Origin of the sequence: Micromonospora maris AB-18-032 (assembly GCF_000204155.1) — a bacterium.
Lineage (GTDB): Bacteria > Actinomycetota > Actinomycetes > Mycobacteriales > Micromonosporaceae > Micromonospora > Micromonospora gifhornensis.
Genome location: NC_015434.1, coordinates 5,917,611 through 5,932,228, shown reverse-complemented (window position 1 = coordinate 5,932,228; position 14,618 = coordinate 5,917,611). Strand labels below are relative to the sequence as shown.

Below are 14,618 nucleotides of genomic sequence, written 5' to 3'. Positions count from 1 at the left end.
CGGACACATGGACAGGCAAGTTAAGGGGATCCTGGGCGCGAAGCTCGGCATGACCCAGGTCTGGGACAACAACAAGGTTGTTCCGGTGACCGTGGTTCAGGCCGGCCCGTGCGTCATCAGCCAGGTTCGTGACGCCGACAAGGACGGTTACTCCGCGGTCCAGCTGGCGTACGGCACGATCGACCCGCGCAAGGCCAAGAAGCCGCTGCGTGGGCACTACGCGAAGGCTGACGTGGCGCCGCGCCGGCACATCGTCGAGCTGCGCACCTCCGACGCCGCCGACTACTCGCTCGGTCAGGAGATCACGGTCGAGGAGTTCCCGGCCGGCATCTCGATCGACGTCACCGGCAAGACCAAGGGCAAGGGCTACGCCGGCCCGATGAAGCGGCACGGCTTCCACGGTCTGCGCGCCAGCCACGGTGTCGAGCGCAAGCACCGCTCGCCGGGCTCCATCGGCGCCTGCGCCACCCCGGGCCGGGTCTTCAAGGGCACCCGGATGGCGGGTCGCATGGGCGGCGTGCGCTACACCGTGCAGAACCTGACCGTCCAGGCGGTCGACACCGAGAACAACCTCCTGCTCGTCCGCGGCGCCATTCCCGGCCCCAAGGGCGCGCTGGTCCTGGTCCGCACCGCGGCCAAGACGAAGGCGAAGAAGGGCGGTGCGGCCAAGTGACCACCGTTGACGTCTTGAACTCCGAAGGCACCAAGACCGGCTCGGTCGAGCTGCCCGGGGACATCTTCGACGTGCAGGCCAACGTGCCGCTGATGCACCAGGTCGTGGTGGCACAGCTGGCCGCGGCTCGGCAGGGCACGCACAAGACCAAGACCCGGGGCGAAGTCTCCGGCGGCGGCAAGAAGCCCTACAAGCAGAAGGGCACCGGTCGGGCCCGGCAGGGCTCGATCCGCGCGCCGCAGTTCGCCGGCGGTGGCGTCGTGCACGGTCCGGTGCCGCGCGACTACAGCCAGCGGACCCCGAAGAAGATGAAGGCTGCCGCGCTGCGTGGCGCCCTCTCGGACCGGGCCCGCGCCGGGCAGGTGCACGTCGTCGAGGCGTTCGTCTCGGGCGAGAAGCCGTCGACCAAGGCCGCTCTGGCCGCGCTCACGAAGGTGACCGAGGCCCGTCGGGTGCTGGTCGTGCTGAGCAGTGTCGACGAGCTGAACTGGGTGTCGCTGCGCAACGAGCCGCGGGTGCACCTGATCGAAGCCGGTCAGCTCAACACGTACGACGTGTTGGTGGCCGACGACGTGGTCTTCACCAAGGAGGCCCTGGACGAGTTCCTGGGCGTTCCCGCCGAGACCACCGAGGAGGGTGGCAAGTGAGCACGATCGCCGACCCGCGCGACATCATCGTCGCGCCGGTCGTCTCGGAGAAGAGCTACAGCGAGCTGAACCGCAACTGGTACACCTTCCTGGTGCACCCGGACGCGAACAAGACCGCGATCAAGATCGCTATCGAGCAGATCTTCAACGTCCGTGTCCTGACGGTCAACACGCTCAACCGCGAGGGCAAGCGCAAGCGGACCCGCACCGGGTTCGGCAAGCGCAAGAACACCAAGCGCGCGATGGTGAAGCTGGCTGAGGGCGACCGTATCGAGGCCTTCGGCGGCCCGGTCAGCTGAGGGGTGTAGACAATGGCTATCCGTAAGTACAAGCCGACGACGCCGGGCCGGCGTGGCTCCAGCGTCGCCGACTTCGCCGAGATCACCCGGTCGACGCCTGAGAAGTCGCTGCTGGCACCGCTGCCGAAGAAGGGTGGGCGTAACGCCCACGGGCGGATCACCGCCCGGCACCAGGGCGGCGGCCACAAGCGGCAGTACCGGATCATCGACTTCAAGCGGGTCGACAAGGACGGCGTGCCGGCCAAGGTCGCGCACATCGAGTACGACCCGAACCGCACCGCGCGCATCGCGCTGCTGCACTACGCCGACGGCGAGAAGCGGTACATCATCGCGCCGAAGGACCTGAAGCAGGGCGACCGGGTCGAGTCCGGTCCGGGCGCCGACATCAAGCCGGGCAACAACCTGCCGCTGCGCAACATCCCGGTCGGTACCACCATCCACAACGTGGAGCTGCGTCCGGGTGGCGGGGCCAAGCTGGCCCGCTCGGCCGGCGTCGGCATCCAGCTGCTCGGCCGGGAGGGCGTGTACGCCACCCTGCGTATGCCGTCGGGTGAGATCCGGCGCGTGGACGTGCGGTGCCGGGCCAGCATCGGCGAGATCGGCAACGCCGACCAGTCGAACATCAACTGGGGTAAGGCCGGCCGGATGCGGTGGAAGGGCAAGCGCCCGACCGTCCGTGGTGTGGCCATGAACCCGGTCGACCACCCGCACGGTGGTGGCGAGGGCAAGACCTCCGGTGGTCGCCACCCGGTCAACCCGCAGGGTAAGCCCGAGGGCCGCACCCGTCGTAAGGGCCAGCCGAGTGACCGGCTGATCGTCCGCCGTCGCTACGCCACGCGTAAGCGCGGCTGAGGGAGATAAGACATGCCTCGCAGCCTGAAGAAGGGCCCGTTCATCGACGACCACCTGCTCAAGAAGGTGGAGACGCAGAACGAAAAGGGCTCGAAGAACGTCATCAAGACCTGGTCGCGGCGCTCGACGATCATCCCGGAGATGCTCGGGCACACGATCGCGGTGCACGACGGACGTAAGCACGTCCCGGTGTTCGTGACCGAGGCGATGGTCGGGCACAAGCTCGGCGAGTTCGCGCTGACCCGCACGTTCAAGGGTCACGAGAAGGACGACCGGAAGAGCCGCCGGCGCTGACGCCGCGGGCATACGGATAGAGGATCAAGGGGTTACAGCGATGCCAGGAAAGGGCGACGCTCCGGTGCTTCCGGGCGCGCGGGCGGTTGCGCGATACGTGCGCATCTCGCCGATGAAGGCGCGCCGGGTGGTCAACCTCGTCCGCGGCCTGCCCGCGAAGGAGGCTCTCACGGTGCTGCAGTTCGCGCCGCAGGCTGCGAGCGAGCAGGTGTACAAGGTGCTCGCGAGTGCGATCGCCAACGCGGAGAACAACGAGCGGCTGGACCCCGACGCGTTGCTCGTCAGCGAGGCGTTCGTGGACGAGGGCCCGACCATGAAGCGGTTCCAGCCGCGGGCGCAGGGCCGGGCTTACCGGATCCGTAAGCGCACCTGCCACATCACGGTGGCGGTCGAGGCGGTGGCGCCGGCCGCGCCGAAGAAGTCGGCGAAGAAGGCGGCACCGGCGGCGCAGAGCGCACCGGCCGAGACGCAGAGCAACACGGAGGGCGCCGAGTAATGGGTCAGAAGGTTCACCCGCACGGGTTCCGCCTCGGCATCTCGACCGACTGGAAGTCCCGCTGGTTCGCGGACAAGCTCTACAAGGACTACATCGGCGAGGATGTCAAGATCCGCCGGATGATGTCCAAGGGCCTGGAGCGCGCCGGCATTTCCAAGGTCGACATCGAGCGCACCCGCGACCGGGTCCGCGTCGACATCCACACCGCCCGGCCGGGCATCGTCATCGGCCGTAAGGGTGCGGAGGCCGACCGGATCCGCGGCGAGCTGGAGAAGCTCACCGGCAAGCAGGTGCAGCTGAACATCATCGAGGTGAAGAACCCCGAGTCGGACGCGCAGCTGGTTGCCCAGGGCGTTGCCGAGCAGCTCTCGAGCCGGGTCAGCTTCCGTCGGGCGATGCGCAAGGCGATGCAGTCGGCGATGAAGAACCCGATGTGCAAGGGCATCCGGGTGCAGGTCTCGGGTCGCCTCGGCGGCGCCGAGATGAGCCGCACGGAGTTCTACCGCGAGGGTCGGGTTCCGCTGCACACGCTGCGGGCCAACATCGAGTACGGCTTCTTCGAGGCCCGTACCACCTTCGGCCGCATCGGCGTGAAGGTCTGGATCTACAAGGGTGACGCGGTGCCGGGTCGGGAGACTCCGGCCGAGGCGCCGTCGCGCCCGCGCCGGGATCGCGGTGACCGCCCCGAGCGGCCGCGTCGTGGTCGCTCCGGCTCGTCCGGTACGACCTCCGGTGGCACCGAGGCCGGCCGGGCTGCCGCGACGACCGTCGCGCAGCAGGCCGAGACGCCGAGTGGCGAGCCGGTGGATGCGTCCGCCGTCGCCGCCGCGGCAGAAACGCAGCAGGAGGGCTGACAGATGCTGATGCCGCGCAAGCCCCCGAAGGGCTTCCGCAAGCCGCACCACCCGGACCGTAGCGGCGCGTCCAAGGGCGGCAACCGGGTGGTGTTCGGCGAGTTCGGGATCCAGGCTCTCGAGCCGGCGTACGTGACCAACCGGCAGATCGAGTCGGCGCGTATCGCGATGACCCGCCACATCAAGCGTGGCGGCAAGGTCTGGATCACCATTTTCCCGGACCAGTCCCTCACCAAGAAGCCGGCCGAAACCCGGATGGGTTCCGGTAAGGGCTCGCCGGAGTGGTGGGTCGCCAACGTCAAGCCGGGACGGGTTCTCTTCGAGATGTCCTTCCCGAACGAGCAGATTGCGCGAGAGGCGATGCGTCGCGCGATCCACAAGCTCCCGATGAAGTGCCGGATTGTGACGCGCGAAGTGGGTGAATCCTGATGGCAGCGGGCGTCAAGCCCTCCGAGCTGCGTGAGCTCTCCGAGGAGGAGCTGGTCACGAAGCTGCGTGAGGCCAAGGCGGAGCTGTTCAACCTCCGCGTGCAGGCCGCAACCGGGCAGCTGGACAACAACCGGCGGCTGCAGGTCATCCGTCGGGAGATCGCCCGGATCTACACGATCATGCGTGAGCGTGAGCTGGGGCTCTCGGCCGCGCCGACTGAGGTGGCTTCATGAGCGAGAACACGACGACCGCGGGCGCGGAGCTCGTGCGGGGACGCCGTAAGGTCCGCGAGGGCCTGGTGGTCAGCGACAAGATGGACAAGACCGTCGTGGTCGAGGTCGAGGACCGTGTCAAGCACGCGCTGTACGGCAAGATCATGCGCCGGACCAGCAAGCTCAAGGTCCACGACGAGCAGAACTCCGCGGGCATCGGCGACCGGGTCCTGATCATGGAGACCCGTCCGCTGTCCGCCACCAAGCGGTGGCGGCTCGTGGAGATCCTCGAGAAGGCCAAGTAGCGAAGGCTCGAGCTCGGCCGGATCGGTCGGGCGCAGGTTCCGCCAGGCTCCGGCCGCTCCGGCGGCCGGAGAACCGGCAGACATAGGAGATAGACGTGATTCAGCAGGAGTCGCGACTGCGCGTCGCCGACAACACGGGTGCCCGGGAGATCCTGTGCATCCGAGTTCTCGGTGGCTCCGGTCGGCGCTACGCGAGCATCGGCGACGTCATCGTCGCCACCGTCAAGGACGCGATCCCCGGTGCTGGTGTGAAGAAGGGCGACGTCGTCAAGGCGGTCGTCGTGCGTACGGCCAAGGAGAAGCGTCGGCCGGACGGTTCGTACATCCGCTTCGACGAGAACGCCGCCGTCATCATCAAGGACGGTGGGGACCCGCGGGGCACCCGCATTTTCGGCCCGGTCGGTCGTGAGCTGCGGGACAAGCGGTTCATGAAGATCATCTCTCTCGCGCCGGAGGTGTTGTGACCGTGAAGGTCAAGAAGGGCGACACGGTCGTCGTCATCGCCGGCAAGGACAAGGGTGCCAAGGGTAAGGTCATCGCGGCCTACCCGCGGCAGGACAAGGTCCTGGTCGAGGGCGTGAACCGGATCAAGAAGCACACCCGCATCAGCACCACTCAGCGTGGCGCCAAGACCGGTGGCATCGTCACCCAGGAGGCCCCGATCCACGTGTCGAACGTGATGGTCCTGGACTCCGACGGTAAGCCGACCCGCGTCGGTTACCGCATCGACGAGAATGGCCAGAAGGTCCGCATCGCGCGTAGCACCGGTAAGGACCTGTGATGACCACGGCTACCGAAACCAAGACCACGCCGCGCCTCAAGGAGCGGTACCGCAACGAGATCGTGGCCAAGCTGCGCGAGCAGTACGACTACGGCAACCCGATGCAGGTCCCGCGGCTGGTGAAGATCGTCGTGAACATGGGTGTCGGCGAGGCTGCTCGCGACGCCAAGCTCATCGACGGCGCGGTCCGCGACCTGGCCACGATCACCGGCCAGAAGCCGCTGGTCCGGCGGGCGAAGAAGTCCATCGCGCAGTTCAAGCTGCGGGAGGGAATGCCGATCGGCGCGAAGGTCACCCTGCGCGGCGACCGGATGTGGGAGTTCCTGGACCGGCTGCTGTCCATCGCGCTGCCGCGTATCCGTGACTTCCGCGGCCTCGACGGGCGCAAGCTCGACGGGCACGGCAACTACACGTTCGGTCTGACCGAGCAGTCGGTGTTCCACGAGATCGACCAGGACAAGATCGATCGCCAGCGGGGCATGGACATCACGGTGGTCACGACCGCCACGACCGACGACGAGGGCCGGGCGCTGCTCAAGCTCCTGGGCTTCCCGTTCAAGGAGAACTGAGATGGCCAAGAAGGCGCTGATCCTCAAGGCGGCCGCGAAGCCGAAGTTCTCGGTTCGCGCGTACACCCGCTGCCAGCGGTGCGGGCGTCCCAAGGCGGTCTACCGCAAGTTCGGGCTCTGCCGGGTGTGCATCCGGGAGATGGCCCACCGCGGTGAGCTGCCCGGCGTGTCCAAGGCTTCCTGGTAATAGCCCGGCGCGCCCCGCGCGTTAGCTGGACTGTCTCTTCGCCGTAGGCCTGCGCTGACAAAGCCGCGGGAACCCCGGCGAGAAAGGTTGACGAGTTTCATGACGATGACCGACCCGATCGCAGACATGCTCACGCGTCTGCGTAACGCCAACCAGGCGTATCACGACCGGGTGACGATGCCCTACTCGAAGATCAAGGCGAACATCGCCGAGGTCCTCAAGACCGAGGGTTACATCGCCACCTGGTCGGTCGAGGAGCCCGAAGAGGGTGCCGTCGGCAAGCGACTGGTCGTCGAGCTGAAGTACGGCCAGAACCGGGAGCGGAGCCTGGCCGGCATCAAGCGCGTCTCCAAGCCCGGTCTGCGGGTGTACGCCAAGTCGGACGGGCTCCCGCGGGTGCTCGGCGGGCTGGGCGTGGCGATCATTTCGACGTCCCAGGGGCTGCTCACCGACCGGCAGGCCCGCAAGCGGAGCGTTGGCGGGGAAGTCCTCGCCTTCGTCTGGTAACGGGAGACAGGTAGAAATGTCGCGTATTGGACGTAAGTCGATCCCGGTACCGTCCGGCGTCGACGTGACGATCGACGGCCGGACCGTCAAGGTCAAGGGCCCCAAGGGCGAGCTGTCGCACACTCTGGCCGAGCCGATCTCCATCGAGCGGGCCGAGGACGGGCAGCTGAGCGTCAACCGCCCGAACGACGAGCGCAAGGCCAAGGAACTGCACGGCCTGAGCCGTACCCTGGTCGCCAACATGATCGTCGGAGTCACCGAGGGCTACCGCAAGAGCCTGGAGATCTCCGGCACCGGTTACCGGGTCACCGCCAAGGGCAAGGACCTCGAGTTCGCGCTCGGGTTCTCGCACCCGGTCACGGTCCCCGCGCCGGACGGCATCACCTTCACGGTGGAGAAGCCGACGCTGTTCCACGTGGCCGGCATCGACAAGCAACAGGTCGGTGAGGTCGCCGCCAACATCCGGAAGATTCGCCCGCCGGAGCCCTACAAGGGCAAGGGTGTCAAGTACCAGGGCGAGGTCATCCGACGTAAGGCCGGAAAGGCAGGTAAGAAGTGAGCGCCACGCTGCTCAAGCGCCGCCGCGGCGTCGCCGCCAAGCGTGCCGTCGGGCGTGCGCGTCGGCACTTCCGGGTCCGCAAGAGCGTCAACGGCACGCCCGAGCGTCCGCGCCTGGTCGTCACCCGTTCGCTGCGGCACATCGTCGCCCAGATCGTGGACGACACCAAGGGTCACACCCTGGCGTCGGCCTCGACCCTGGACGCCTCGGTGCGCGGCACGGAGGGCGACAAGAGCGCCCTGGCCGGCAAGGTCGGCACCCTGCTCGCCGAGCGGGCCAAGGCCGCTGGCATCTCCAAGGTCGTCTTCGACCGCGGTGGCAACCGGTACGCGGGGCGGGTAGCCGCGCTTGCCGACGCCGCCCGCGAAGCCGGGCTCGAGTTCTGACAATCCCCGTCACGAGAGAAAAGGAAGGCTGCTGATGCCAGGTCAACAGCGCCGTGGCGGCGGGTCCGGTGGCAACGAGGGTGGTCGCCGCGACAACCGCCGTGAGGGCGGCCGCGGAAACGCGCCCGCCGAGAAGACCCCGCACCTTGAGCGGGTCGTCGCGATCAACCGTGTCGCCAAGGTCGTGAAGGGTGGTCGTCGCTTCAGCTTCACCGCCCTGGTGATCGTGGGCGACGGCGACGGCACCGTGGGCGTGGGCTACGGAAAGGCCAAGGAGGTGCCCGCGGCGATCGCCAAGGGTGTCGAGGAGGCCAAGAAGCACTTCTTCAAGGTGCCGCGGATCGGCTCCTCGATCCCGCACCCGGTGCAGGGCGAGGCCGCTGCCGGTGTGGTGCTGCTCAAGCCGGCCTCGGCCGGTACGGGTGTCATCGCCGGTGGCCCGGTGCGTGCCGTGCTGGAGTGCGCGGGCATCCACGACGTGCTCTCCAAGAGCCTCGGGTCGTCGAACCCGATCAACATCGTGCACGCCACCGTGGCTGCGCTGAAGGGGCTTGAGTCCCCGGAGGCGGTTGCCGCGCGTCGTGGCCTGCCGGTGGAGGATGTTGCGCCGGCCGCCATGCTGGCGTCCCGGGCGGGGGTGGCTTCCTGATGGCACGTCTCAAGGTCACCCAGGTCCGGTCCGGGATCGGGACCAAGCACAACCAGCGTGAGTCGCTGCGTTCGCTCGGTCTCAAGCGGATCAACGACGTGGTGGTCAAGGAGGACCGGCCCGAGATTCGCGGCATGATCTTCACGGTGAGCCACCTCGTGAAGGTCGAGGAGGTCGAGTAATGACGATCAAGGTCCACCACCTGCGCCCGGCGCCGGGGGCCAAGACCGCGAAGACCCGTGTGGGTCGTGGTGAAGGCTCCAAGGGCAAGACCGCCGGTCGCGGTACCAAGGGTTCCAAGGCCCGCAAGAACATCTCGGCGGCGTTCGAGGGTGGGCAGATGCCCATCCACATGCGACTGCCGAAGCTGAAGGGCTTCAAGAACAAGTTCAAGGTGGTCTTCCAGGTGGTAAACCTGGACCGCCTGGCTGAGCTGTTCCCGAACGGCGGTCAGGTCGGCCCGGCCGAGCTGGTCGAGGCCGGCGCGGTCCGCAAGGGCCAGCCGATCAAGGTTCTCGGCTCCGGGGATCTGGGCGGTGTCTCGCTCCAAATCTCGGCGCACGCCTTCAGTGCGTCGGCCAAGGAGAAGATCGCCGCCGCCGGTGGCTCGGTCACAGAGCTGTAAGCTGCACAAACGCTTGGCGCCCGCCAGTTGATTCCAGCTGGCGGGCGCCATGCTCTCAACTCGGGCGTGTGCGCCCGGTAACATCGGATTCGGTTTATGTAGCCGGGCACATCTGCCCGGACCGGGATCGGGCTGTTAGAGTCCCTTCCCAGCATGGAGAATCGGGCACCCTGCCCGACACCACCACCACCCCGATCCGCCTGGGATGCCCGGCGGCCCGCCTCGCGCAGGAGGAAGAAGTTGCTGTCCGCCTTTCTCAGTGCGTTCCGTACGCCTGACCTGCGCAAGAAGCTGCTGTTCACAGTAGGCATCATCGCGATCTACCGGCTTGGCGCCACTCTGCCCAGCCCAGGTGTCTCGTACGGCAACGTGCAGAAGTGCCTCGACACGATCGAGGGCTCCACCGGTGTGCTGAACCTGCTCGACCTCTTCTCGGGCGGCGCACTGCTTCAGCTGTCGGTCTTCGCGCTGGGCATCATGCCCTACATCACCGCGTCGATCATCCTTCAGCTGCTGACGGTGGTGATCCCCCGGCTGGAGCAGCTCCGCAAGGAGGGCCAGGCCGGCCAGGCGAAGATCACCCAGTACACCCGCTACCTGACCCTCGGCCTCGGTGTCCTCCAGGCCTCGGCGTTCGTGGCGCTGGCCCGCTCCGGCCAGCTGTTCAACAACCAGTGCGACGAGTTCCCGATCATCCCGCAGGGCACCGGCATCCCGGACTGGCTGACGCTGTCCATCCTGGTGATGACGATGACCGCGGGTACCGGCGTGGTCATGTGGCTCGGTGAGCTGATCACCGATCGCGGCGTCGGCAACGGCATGTCCGTCCTGATCTTCACCTCGATCGCCGCCCGGCTCCCCAGCGAGGGCTGGCGGATCAAGGAGAGCCAGGGCTGGTTCAAGTTCTTCCTCGTCATCGCTCTGGTGCTGGTGGTCATCACCGCGGTCACCTTCATCGAGCAGGCCCAGCGCCGCATCCCGGTGCAGTACGCCAAGCGCATGATCGGCCGGCGGATGTACGGCGGCACCTCGACCTACATCCCGCTGAAGGTCAACCAGGCGGGTGTCATCCCGGTCATCTTCGGTTCGTCGCTGCTCTACCTGCCGCAGCTGGCGCTCCAGTTCTTCGACCAGAACGACCCGGGCAAGACCCAGGCGTGGATCCAGAACAACCTGGTCGACCCGACCAGCCCGATCTACATCTCGGTCTACTTCCTGCTGATCATCTTCTTCACCTACTTCTACGTCTCGATCACGTTCAACCCGACCGAGGTCGCGGACAACATGAAGAAGTACGGCGGCTTCGTGCCGGGCATCCGCCCCGGCAAGCCCACCGCCGACTACCTGGACTTCATCCTCAGCCGCATCACCCTGCCGGGGGCGCTGTACCTCGCGATCATCTCGATCCTGCCGAACTTCTTCTTCATCTGGCTGGACCGGCAGCAGTACCTCAACTTCCCGTTCGGTGGTACCGCTGTGCTGATCATGGTTGGTGTTGCTCTCGAGACCAGCAAGCAGATCGAGAGCCAACTGATGCAGCGGAACTACGAAGGGTTCCTGCGGTAGATGAGACTGGTTCTGGTTGGCCCGCCGGGTGCGGGCAAGGGCACACAGGCAGAGTTCATCGCCGCGCACCTGTCCGTTCCGAAGATCTCGACCGGGGACATCTTCCGGGCCAACGTTTCGCAGGGCACGCCGTTGGGCGTCGAGGCCAAGCGGTACATGGACGCCGGCAAGCTGGTCCCGGACGAGGTCACCATCAACATGGTCCGGGACCGGCTCGCCGAGCCGGACACCGCCGAGGGCTTCCTGCTCGACGGCTTCCCGCGGACCACCCCGCAGGCCGCGGCCCTGGACAAGCTCCTGGCCGACCTGGGCACCGCCCTGGACATCGTGCTGGAGCTGGTGGTCGACGACGACGAGGTGATCCGGCGGCTGTCCGGCCGGCGCACCTGCCGGGGTTGCGGCAAGATCTGGCACGTCGAGTTCGACGCGACCAGCCGGGAAGGCATCTGCGACAGGTGCGGTGCCGAGCTGTTCCAGCGTGACGACGACAAGCCGGAGACCATCGCGGCACGGCTGCGGGAGTACGCGGACAAGACCGCGCCGTTGGTGGACTACTACGGCGCTCAGGGCAAGCTGGTCGGCATAGACGCCACGGGCCCGGTGGAGGACGTCACGGTCCGCGCGATCGACGCCCTGCGCTCCTACGGGAGCTGACCGCCGTCGGCTGACCGACGCCCGGATAGAGTGCGAACAGCGGGGTACGCTCGGCGTGCCCCGCTGTTCGTGGCAACGAAAGGTAGCGCCTCCATGCGTCGTCCCCAGCTGGACATCCAGCTGAAAACCCCCGAGCAGATCGAGAAGATGCGAGCCGCCGGCCTGGTGGTCGCGGAGGCGCTTCGCAGGATGCGGGAGGCGGTCGCGCCCGGGGTGACCACGGCCGATCTGGACGCGATCGCCGAGTCGACGATCCGCGAGGCGGGCGCCGTTCCGTCCTTCAAGGGCTACCACGGGTTTCCGGCGTCGATCTGCTCGTCGGTGAACGAGCAGATCGTGCACGCCATCCCGTCGCCGGAGCAGGCGTTGGCCGAGGGAGACCTGATCTCGATCGACTGCGGTGCGGTGCTCGACGGCTGGCACGGCGACGCGGCGATCACCGTCGGCGTGGGCGAGGTCGATCCGGCGCTGCTGCGGATGGCGACGGTTGCCGAGGACGCCATGTGGGCCGGCATCGCCGCCGCCGCCCGTGGTGCCGCCAGCGGCAAGGGCCGGCTGACCGACATCTCGCACGCCGTGGAGAACGCGGTACGCAAGGGGGGCCGGTACGGCATCGTCGACGGTTACGGCGGGCACGGTATCGGCACCGAGATGCACCAGGACCCGCACGTGCTCAACCACGGCCGGCCGGGCAAGGGGCCCCGACTGGTGCCGGGCATGGCGCTGGCCATCGAGCCGATGATCACCATGGGTTCCCCGCGTACCGTCGAGTTGGCTGACGGATGGACGGTCGTCACCCGGGACGGCTCGTGGGCCGCACACGTCGAACACACCATGGCGCTGCTGCCCGACGGTGTCTGGGTGCTGACCGCCCCCGATGGTGGTCGTGGCCGCCTCGGTGACCTGGTCACCGCCCGCCAGCCGAGCAACGCGCCGTCCGCCTGACCCGCGCCCGATCGGGCATCGACCGACCCATCCGATCGAGGGCCGGGTGGTGCCGGGTAGGCGGACTGGCGGGCCGGTGGCATGCTTGCCGGCATGGATGGGCGTGACGGGATGCGAGCGGCGGACGCCGACCGTCAGGCCATCGCGGGGAGGCTGCGGGTCGCGCTCGACGAGGGCCGGCTGAACCTGCACGAGTACGACGAGCGACTCCAGCGGGCGTACGCCGCTCGCACCTACGCCGACCTGGACGACCTGGTGCGTGATCTGCCGGCGGCGGGTGCGGTGGCACCGACGCCGGGTGCGGTGCCTGCGCAGCGGGCGGCCGCCGGTGCGGTACCGGTGTCGGACGGCGCCGGCGACCGGACGGTGACCGCGCGCTGGCTGGTCGAGGTCTGGGAACCGTGGCTGAAGACGGTGGGGATCGTGGTGGCGATCTGGGCGGTGACCTCGTTCGCAGCCCGCGACCTGCTCTACTTCTGGCCCGCCTGGGTGGCCGCGCCGTGGGGTGCGATCCTGCTGGTCCAGACCGTCACCGGGTTGGTCGGCGGCGAGCCCCGGCGGTGGGCGGCGGACCGGGAGCGCCGTCGGCAGCGGCGGGCCGAGAAGCGGGCGGTCAAGCGGGGCCACAAGGCCGTCCGGCACCAGCTGCACGGCAGTCAGCGATCGGCGGGCGGAACCGATGCTCTGACCGAGGCGCCAGGGCCGCAGCGTGACCTGGGTCACCAGGCGACCGAACCGGGCTCGGTGCCGCAGCAGCCGGAGGGGAATGCCTGAAAGGCACGTTTCTCGTGCCGGTCCCGGCGTATTGGCCGGTCGGTTTGGCGACGGCGTGCATGCGGGCGTACACTTTCTGATCGGCGCACAGCGTCCACTCCGCCATGCCCACCAAGCGCTTCGGTGGGACGCGGAGCCGCGGCTGGCGCGGGTCAACTGATCATGATCAGCACCCGTGTAAGGCGTTGTGAGCCGGTCCGGAGTAACCGACGTCAGGACAGCGGAGGACATGCCGAAAAAAGACGGAGCCATCGAGATCGAAGGTCGGGTCATCGAGCCCCTGCCGAACGCCATGTTCAGGGTGGAGCTCGCCAACGGCCACAAGGTGCTGGCTCACATCAGCGGCAAGATGCGGCAGCACTACATCCGCATCCTGCCGGAGGATCGGGTCGTCGTGGAACTCTCGCCGTACGACCTGACCCGCGGGCGCATCGTCTACCGCTACAAGTAGTCCTGACGACGGCCGGAAACGTCCCGTGTCCGTCTTCGACGTCCGGCGTCGCGCCTCGTGGTGCCGGGCCAGATGGGAAGTAAGGCAACCGTGAAGGTCAAGCCGAGCGTCAAGAGGATCTGCAACAAGTGCCGGGTGATCCGCCGGCACGGCCGGGTCATGGTCATCTGCACCGACCCGCGCCACAAGCAGCGCCAGGGCTGATTTCGTCACGACCGACCGGCAGTTGACGGTCGGTCGGGGGCGTGCTCCCGGGCCGCAGATCCAGCCAGCACATCACACATGCTCGTCCCAGCCGCGAGCGGTGCGCAGCGCGTACTCAATCGTGGTTGACCCCCGGTCGGAGGCCGGGGCCCGCTTGGGCAGCGACCGAACCCGGTCGCCGGCGTATCACGCGCCGGAGGAGACAGGTCGGTCGGTAGCGGGGTGGGACGGGTCCACACCTCCGCGAGACAACACAAGGAGTACGCCCACAGATGGCACGTCTAGTCGGCGTCGACCTCCCCCGCGAGAAGCGGCTGGAGATCGCGCTCACCTACATCTTCGGCGTGGGTCGCACCCGCGCCCTGGAGACGCTCGCTGCCACCGGCATCTCGCCGGACAAGCGTGCCCGGGACCTCACGGACGAGGAGCTGGTCCAGCTCCGTGACCACATCGAGGCCAACTACAAGGTTGAAGGCGACCTGCGCCGCGAGGTCGCCGCTGACATCCGCCGCAAGGTCGAGATCGGCTGCTACGAGGGCATCCGGCACCGCCGGGGTCTGCCCGTCCGTGGTCAGCGGACCCGTACCAACGCCCGCACCCGCAAGGGCCCGAAGCGGACGGTCGCCGGCAAGAAGAAGCCCGGCAAGAAGTAATTCTCTTTCACCGGAGTGCGGGTCCGGGTCTGCGCAGGTAGGCCAGG

General features: G+C 67.9%; 27 protein-coding genes. All 27 read left to right on the top strand.

Annotated features, from left to right (window positions below; genetic code table 11):
* Nucleotides 1-7: 7 nt before the first annotated feature.
* The 27 genes from rplC to rpsM all read left to right on the top strand — a co-directional run bounded on the left by rplC (nucleotide 8) and on the right by rpsM (nucleotide 14,571).
* Complete coding sequence (gene rplC, locus VAB18032_RS26225; RefSeq protein WP_043721961.1) at nucleotides 8-673, top strand: 50S ribosomal protein L3; 666 nt, start codon at nucleotides 8-10, stop codon at nucleotides 671-673.
* A complete protein-coding gene (rplD, locus tag VAB18032_RS26220; protein WP_013735953.1) occupies nucleotides 670-1,320 on the top strand; it encodes a 50S ribosomal protein L4 in 651 nt (216 codons plus the stop codon). Before rplC ends, rplD begins: the two co-directional genes overlap by 4 nt.
* Nucleotides 1,317-1,619, top strand: a complete 303-nt coding sequence (gene rplW / locus VAB18032_RS26215; RefSeq protein WP_013735952.1) for a 50S ribosomal protein L23 — start codon at nucleotides 1,317-1,319, stop codon at nucleotides 1,617-1,619. The genes rplD and rplW overlap by 4 nt, the downstream gene beginning before the upstream one ends.
* A 12-nt stretch (nucleotides 1,620-1,631) precedes the next feature.
* Nucleotides 1,632-2,471, top strand: a complete 840-nt coding sequence (rplB, locus tag VAB18032_RS26210; protein WP_013735951.1) for a 50S ribosomal protein L2 — start codon at nucleotides 1,632-1,634, stop codon at nucleotides 2,469-2,471.
* Nucleotides 2,472-2,483: 12 nt separating this feature from the next.
* A complete protein-coding gene (gene rpsS, locus VAB18032_RS26205) occupies nucleotides 2,484-2,765 on the top strand; it encodes a 30S ribosomal protein S19 (RefSeq protein ID WP_013735950.1) in 282 nt (93 codons plus the stop codon).
* Between the two features lie 40 nt (nucleotides 2,766-2,805).
* Nucleotides 2,806-3,261, top strand: a complete 456-nt coding sequence (rplV, locus tag VAB18032_RS26200) for a 50S ribosomal protein L22 (protein WP_043721958.1) — start codon at nucleotides 2,806-2,808, stop codon at nucleotides 3,259-3,261.
* Entirely contained in the window at nucleotides 3,261-4,115 is an 855-nt protein-coding gene (gene rpsC, locus VAB18032_RS26195; protein WP_013735948.1) for a 30S ribosomal protein S3, read from the top strand. Before rplV ends, rpsC begins: the two co-directional genes overlap by 1 nt.
* Nucleotides 4,116-4,118: 3 nt before the next feature.
* Nucleotides 4,119-4,544, top strand: a complete 426-nt coding sequence (gene rplP, locus VAB18032_RS26190) for a 50S ribosomal protein L16 (protein ID WP_013735947.1) — start codon at nucleotides 4,119-4,121, stop codon at nucleotides 4,542-4,544.
* A complete protein-coding gene (rpmC, locus tag VAB18032_RS26185; protein WP_013735946.1) occupies nucleotides 4,544-4,777 on the top strand; it encodes a 50S ribosomal protein L29 in 234 nt (77 codons plus the stop codon). The genes rplP and rpmC overlap by 1 nt, the downstream gene beginning before the upstream one ends.
* Nucleotides 4,774-5,061 (top strand): 30S ribosomal protein S17, encoded by a 288-nt coding sequence (rpsQ, locus tag VAB18032_RS26180; RefSeq protein WP_013735945.1) that lies wholly within the window; start codon nucleotides 4,774-4,776, stop codon nucleotides 5,059-5,061. Before rpmC ends, rpsQ begins: the two co-directional genes overlap by 4 nt.
* Before the next feature lie 95 nt (nucleotides 5,062-5,156).
* Nucleotides 5,157-5,525, top strand: a complete 369-nt coding sequence (gene rplN / locus VAB18032_RS26175; RefSeq protein WP_007073026.1) for a 50S ribosomal protein L14 — start codon at nucleotides 5,157-5,159, stop codon at nucleotides 5,523-5,525.
* Entirely contained in the window at nucleotides 5,522-5,842 is a 321-nt protein-coding gene (rplX, locus tag VAB18032_RS26170) for a 50S ribosomal protein L24 (protein ID WP_013735944.1), read from the top strand. The genes rplN and rplX overlap by 4 nt, the downstream gene beginning before the upstream one ends.
* Complete coding sequence (rplE, locus tag VAB18032_RS26165; RefSeq protein ID WP_013735943.1) at nucleotides 5,842-6,411, top strand: 50S ribosomal protein L5; 570 nt, start codon at nucleotides 5,842-5,844, stop codon at nucleotides 6,409-6,411. The genes rplX and rplE overlap by 1 nt, the downstream gene beginning before the upstream one ends.
* Before the next feature lies 1 nt (nucleotide 6,412).
* Nucleotides 6,413-6,598 carry a type Z 30S ribosomal protein S14 gene (locus VAB18032_RS26160; RefSeq protein ID WP_007073023.1) on the top strand — a complete coding sequence of 62 codons (186 nt, stop codon included), beginning with the start codon at nucleotides 6,413-6,415 and terminating at the stop codon, nucleotides 6,596-6,598.
* Nucleotides 6,599-6,697: 99 nt separating this feature from the next.
* Entirely contained in the window at nucleotides 6,698-7,105 is a 408-nt protein-coding gene (gene rpsH / locus VAB18032_RS26155; RefSeq protein WP_007073022.1) for a 30S ribosomal protein S8, read from the top strand.
* A gap of 16 nt (nucleotides 7,106-7,121) precedes the next feature.
* Entirely contained in the window at nucleotides 7,122-7,664 is a 543-nt protein-coding gene (gene rplF / locus VAB18032_RS26150) for a 50S ribosomal protein L6 (protein WP_013735942.1), read from the top strand.
* Nucleotides 7,661-8,050: a 50S ribosomal protein L18 gene (gene rplR, locus VAB18032_RS26145; protein ID WP_013735941.1), complete on the top strand. Its 390-nt coding sequence runs from the start codon at nucleotides 7,661-7,663 to the stop codon at nucleotides 8,048-8,050. The genes rplF and rplR overlap by 4 nt, the downstream gene beginning before the upstream one ends.
* 34 nt (nucleotides 8,051-8,084) lie before the next feature.
* Nucleotides 8,085-8,699: a 30S ribosomal protein S5 gene (gene rpsE / locus VAB18032_RS26140; protein WP_013735940.1), complete on the top strand. Its 615-nt coding sequence runs from the start codon at nucleotides 8,085-8,087 to the stop codon at nucleotides 8,697-8,699.
* Complete coding sequence (gene rpmD, locus VAB18032_RS26135) at nucleotides 8,699-8,881, top strand: 50S ribosomal protein L30 (protein WP_013735939.1); 183 nt, start codon at nucleotides 8,699-8,701, stop codon at nucleotides 8,879-8,881. The genes rpsE and rpmD overlap by 1 nt, the downstream gene beginning before the upstream one ends.
* Nucleotides 8,881-9,324 carry a 50S ribosomal protein L15 gene (rplO, locus tag VAB18032_RS26130; protein ID WP_013735938.1) on the top strand — a complete coding sequence of 148 codons (444 nt, stop codon included), beginning with the start codon at nucleotides 8,881-8,883 and terminating at the stop codon, nucleotides 9,322-9,324. The genes rpmD and rplO overlap by 1 nt, the downstream gene beginning before the upstream one ends.
* Nucleotides 9,325-9,564: 240 nt before the next feature.
* Nucleotides 9,565-10,890 (top strand): preprotein translocase subunit SecY, encoded by a 1,326-nt coding sequence (gene secY / locus VAB18032_RS26125; protein WP_013735937.1) that lies wholly within the window; start codon nucleotides 9,565-9,567, stop codon nucleotides 10,888-10,890.
* Nucleotides 10,891-11,544, top strand: a complete 654-nt coding sequence (locus VAB18032_RS26120) for an adenylate kinase (RefSeq protein ID WP_013735936.1) — start codon at nucleotides 10,891-10,893, stop codon at nucleotides 11,542-11,544.
* Between the two features lie 93 nt (nucleotides 11,545-11,637).
* On the top strand, nucleotides 11,638-12,489 hold the full coding sequence (gene map / locus VAB18032_RS26115; RefSeq protein ID WP_013735935.1) for a type I methionyl aminopeptidase: 852 nt from the start codon (nucleotides 11,638-11,640) through the stop codon (nucleotides 12,487-12,489).
* Nucleotides 12,490-12,582: 93 nt separating this feature from the next.
* Complete coding sequence (locus VAB18032_RS26110; RefSeq protein ID WP_193386275.1) at nucleotides 12,583-13,263, top strand: DUF1707 SHOCT-like domain-containing protein; 681 nt, start codon at nucleotides 12,583-12,585, stop codon at nucleotides 13,261-13,263.
* A 229-nt stretch (nucleotides 13,264-13,492) separates the two neighbouring features.
* Nucleotides 13,493-13,714 (top strand): translation initiation factor IF-1, encoded by a 222-nt coding sequence (gene infA, locus VAB18032_RS26105; protein ID WP_007073013.1) that lies wholly within the window; start codon nucleotides 13,493-13,495, stop codon nucleotides 13,712-13,714.
* A 90-nt stretch (nucleotides 13,715-13,804) separates the two neighbouring features.
* Nucleotides 13,805-13,918, top strand: coding sequence for a 50S ribosomal protein L36 (rpmJ, locus tag VAB18032_RS26100; protein ID WP_012184307.1), 114 nt, complete (start codon nucleotides 13,805-13,807; stop codon nucleotides 13,916-13,918).
* A 272-nt stretch (nucleotides 13,919-14,190) separates the two neighbouring features.
* Nucleotides 14,191-14,571 carry a 30S ribosomal protein S13 gene (gene rpsM / locus VAB18032_RS26095; protein ID WP_013735933.1) on the top strand — a complete coding sequence of 127 codons (381 nt, stop codon included), beginning with the start codon at nucleotides 14,191-14,193 and terminating at the stop codon, nucleotides 14,569-14,571.
* Nucleotides 14,572-14,618 lie beyond the last annotated feature (47 nt).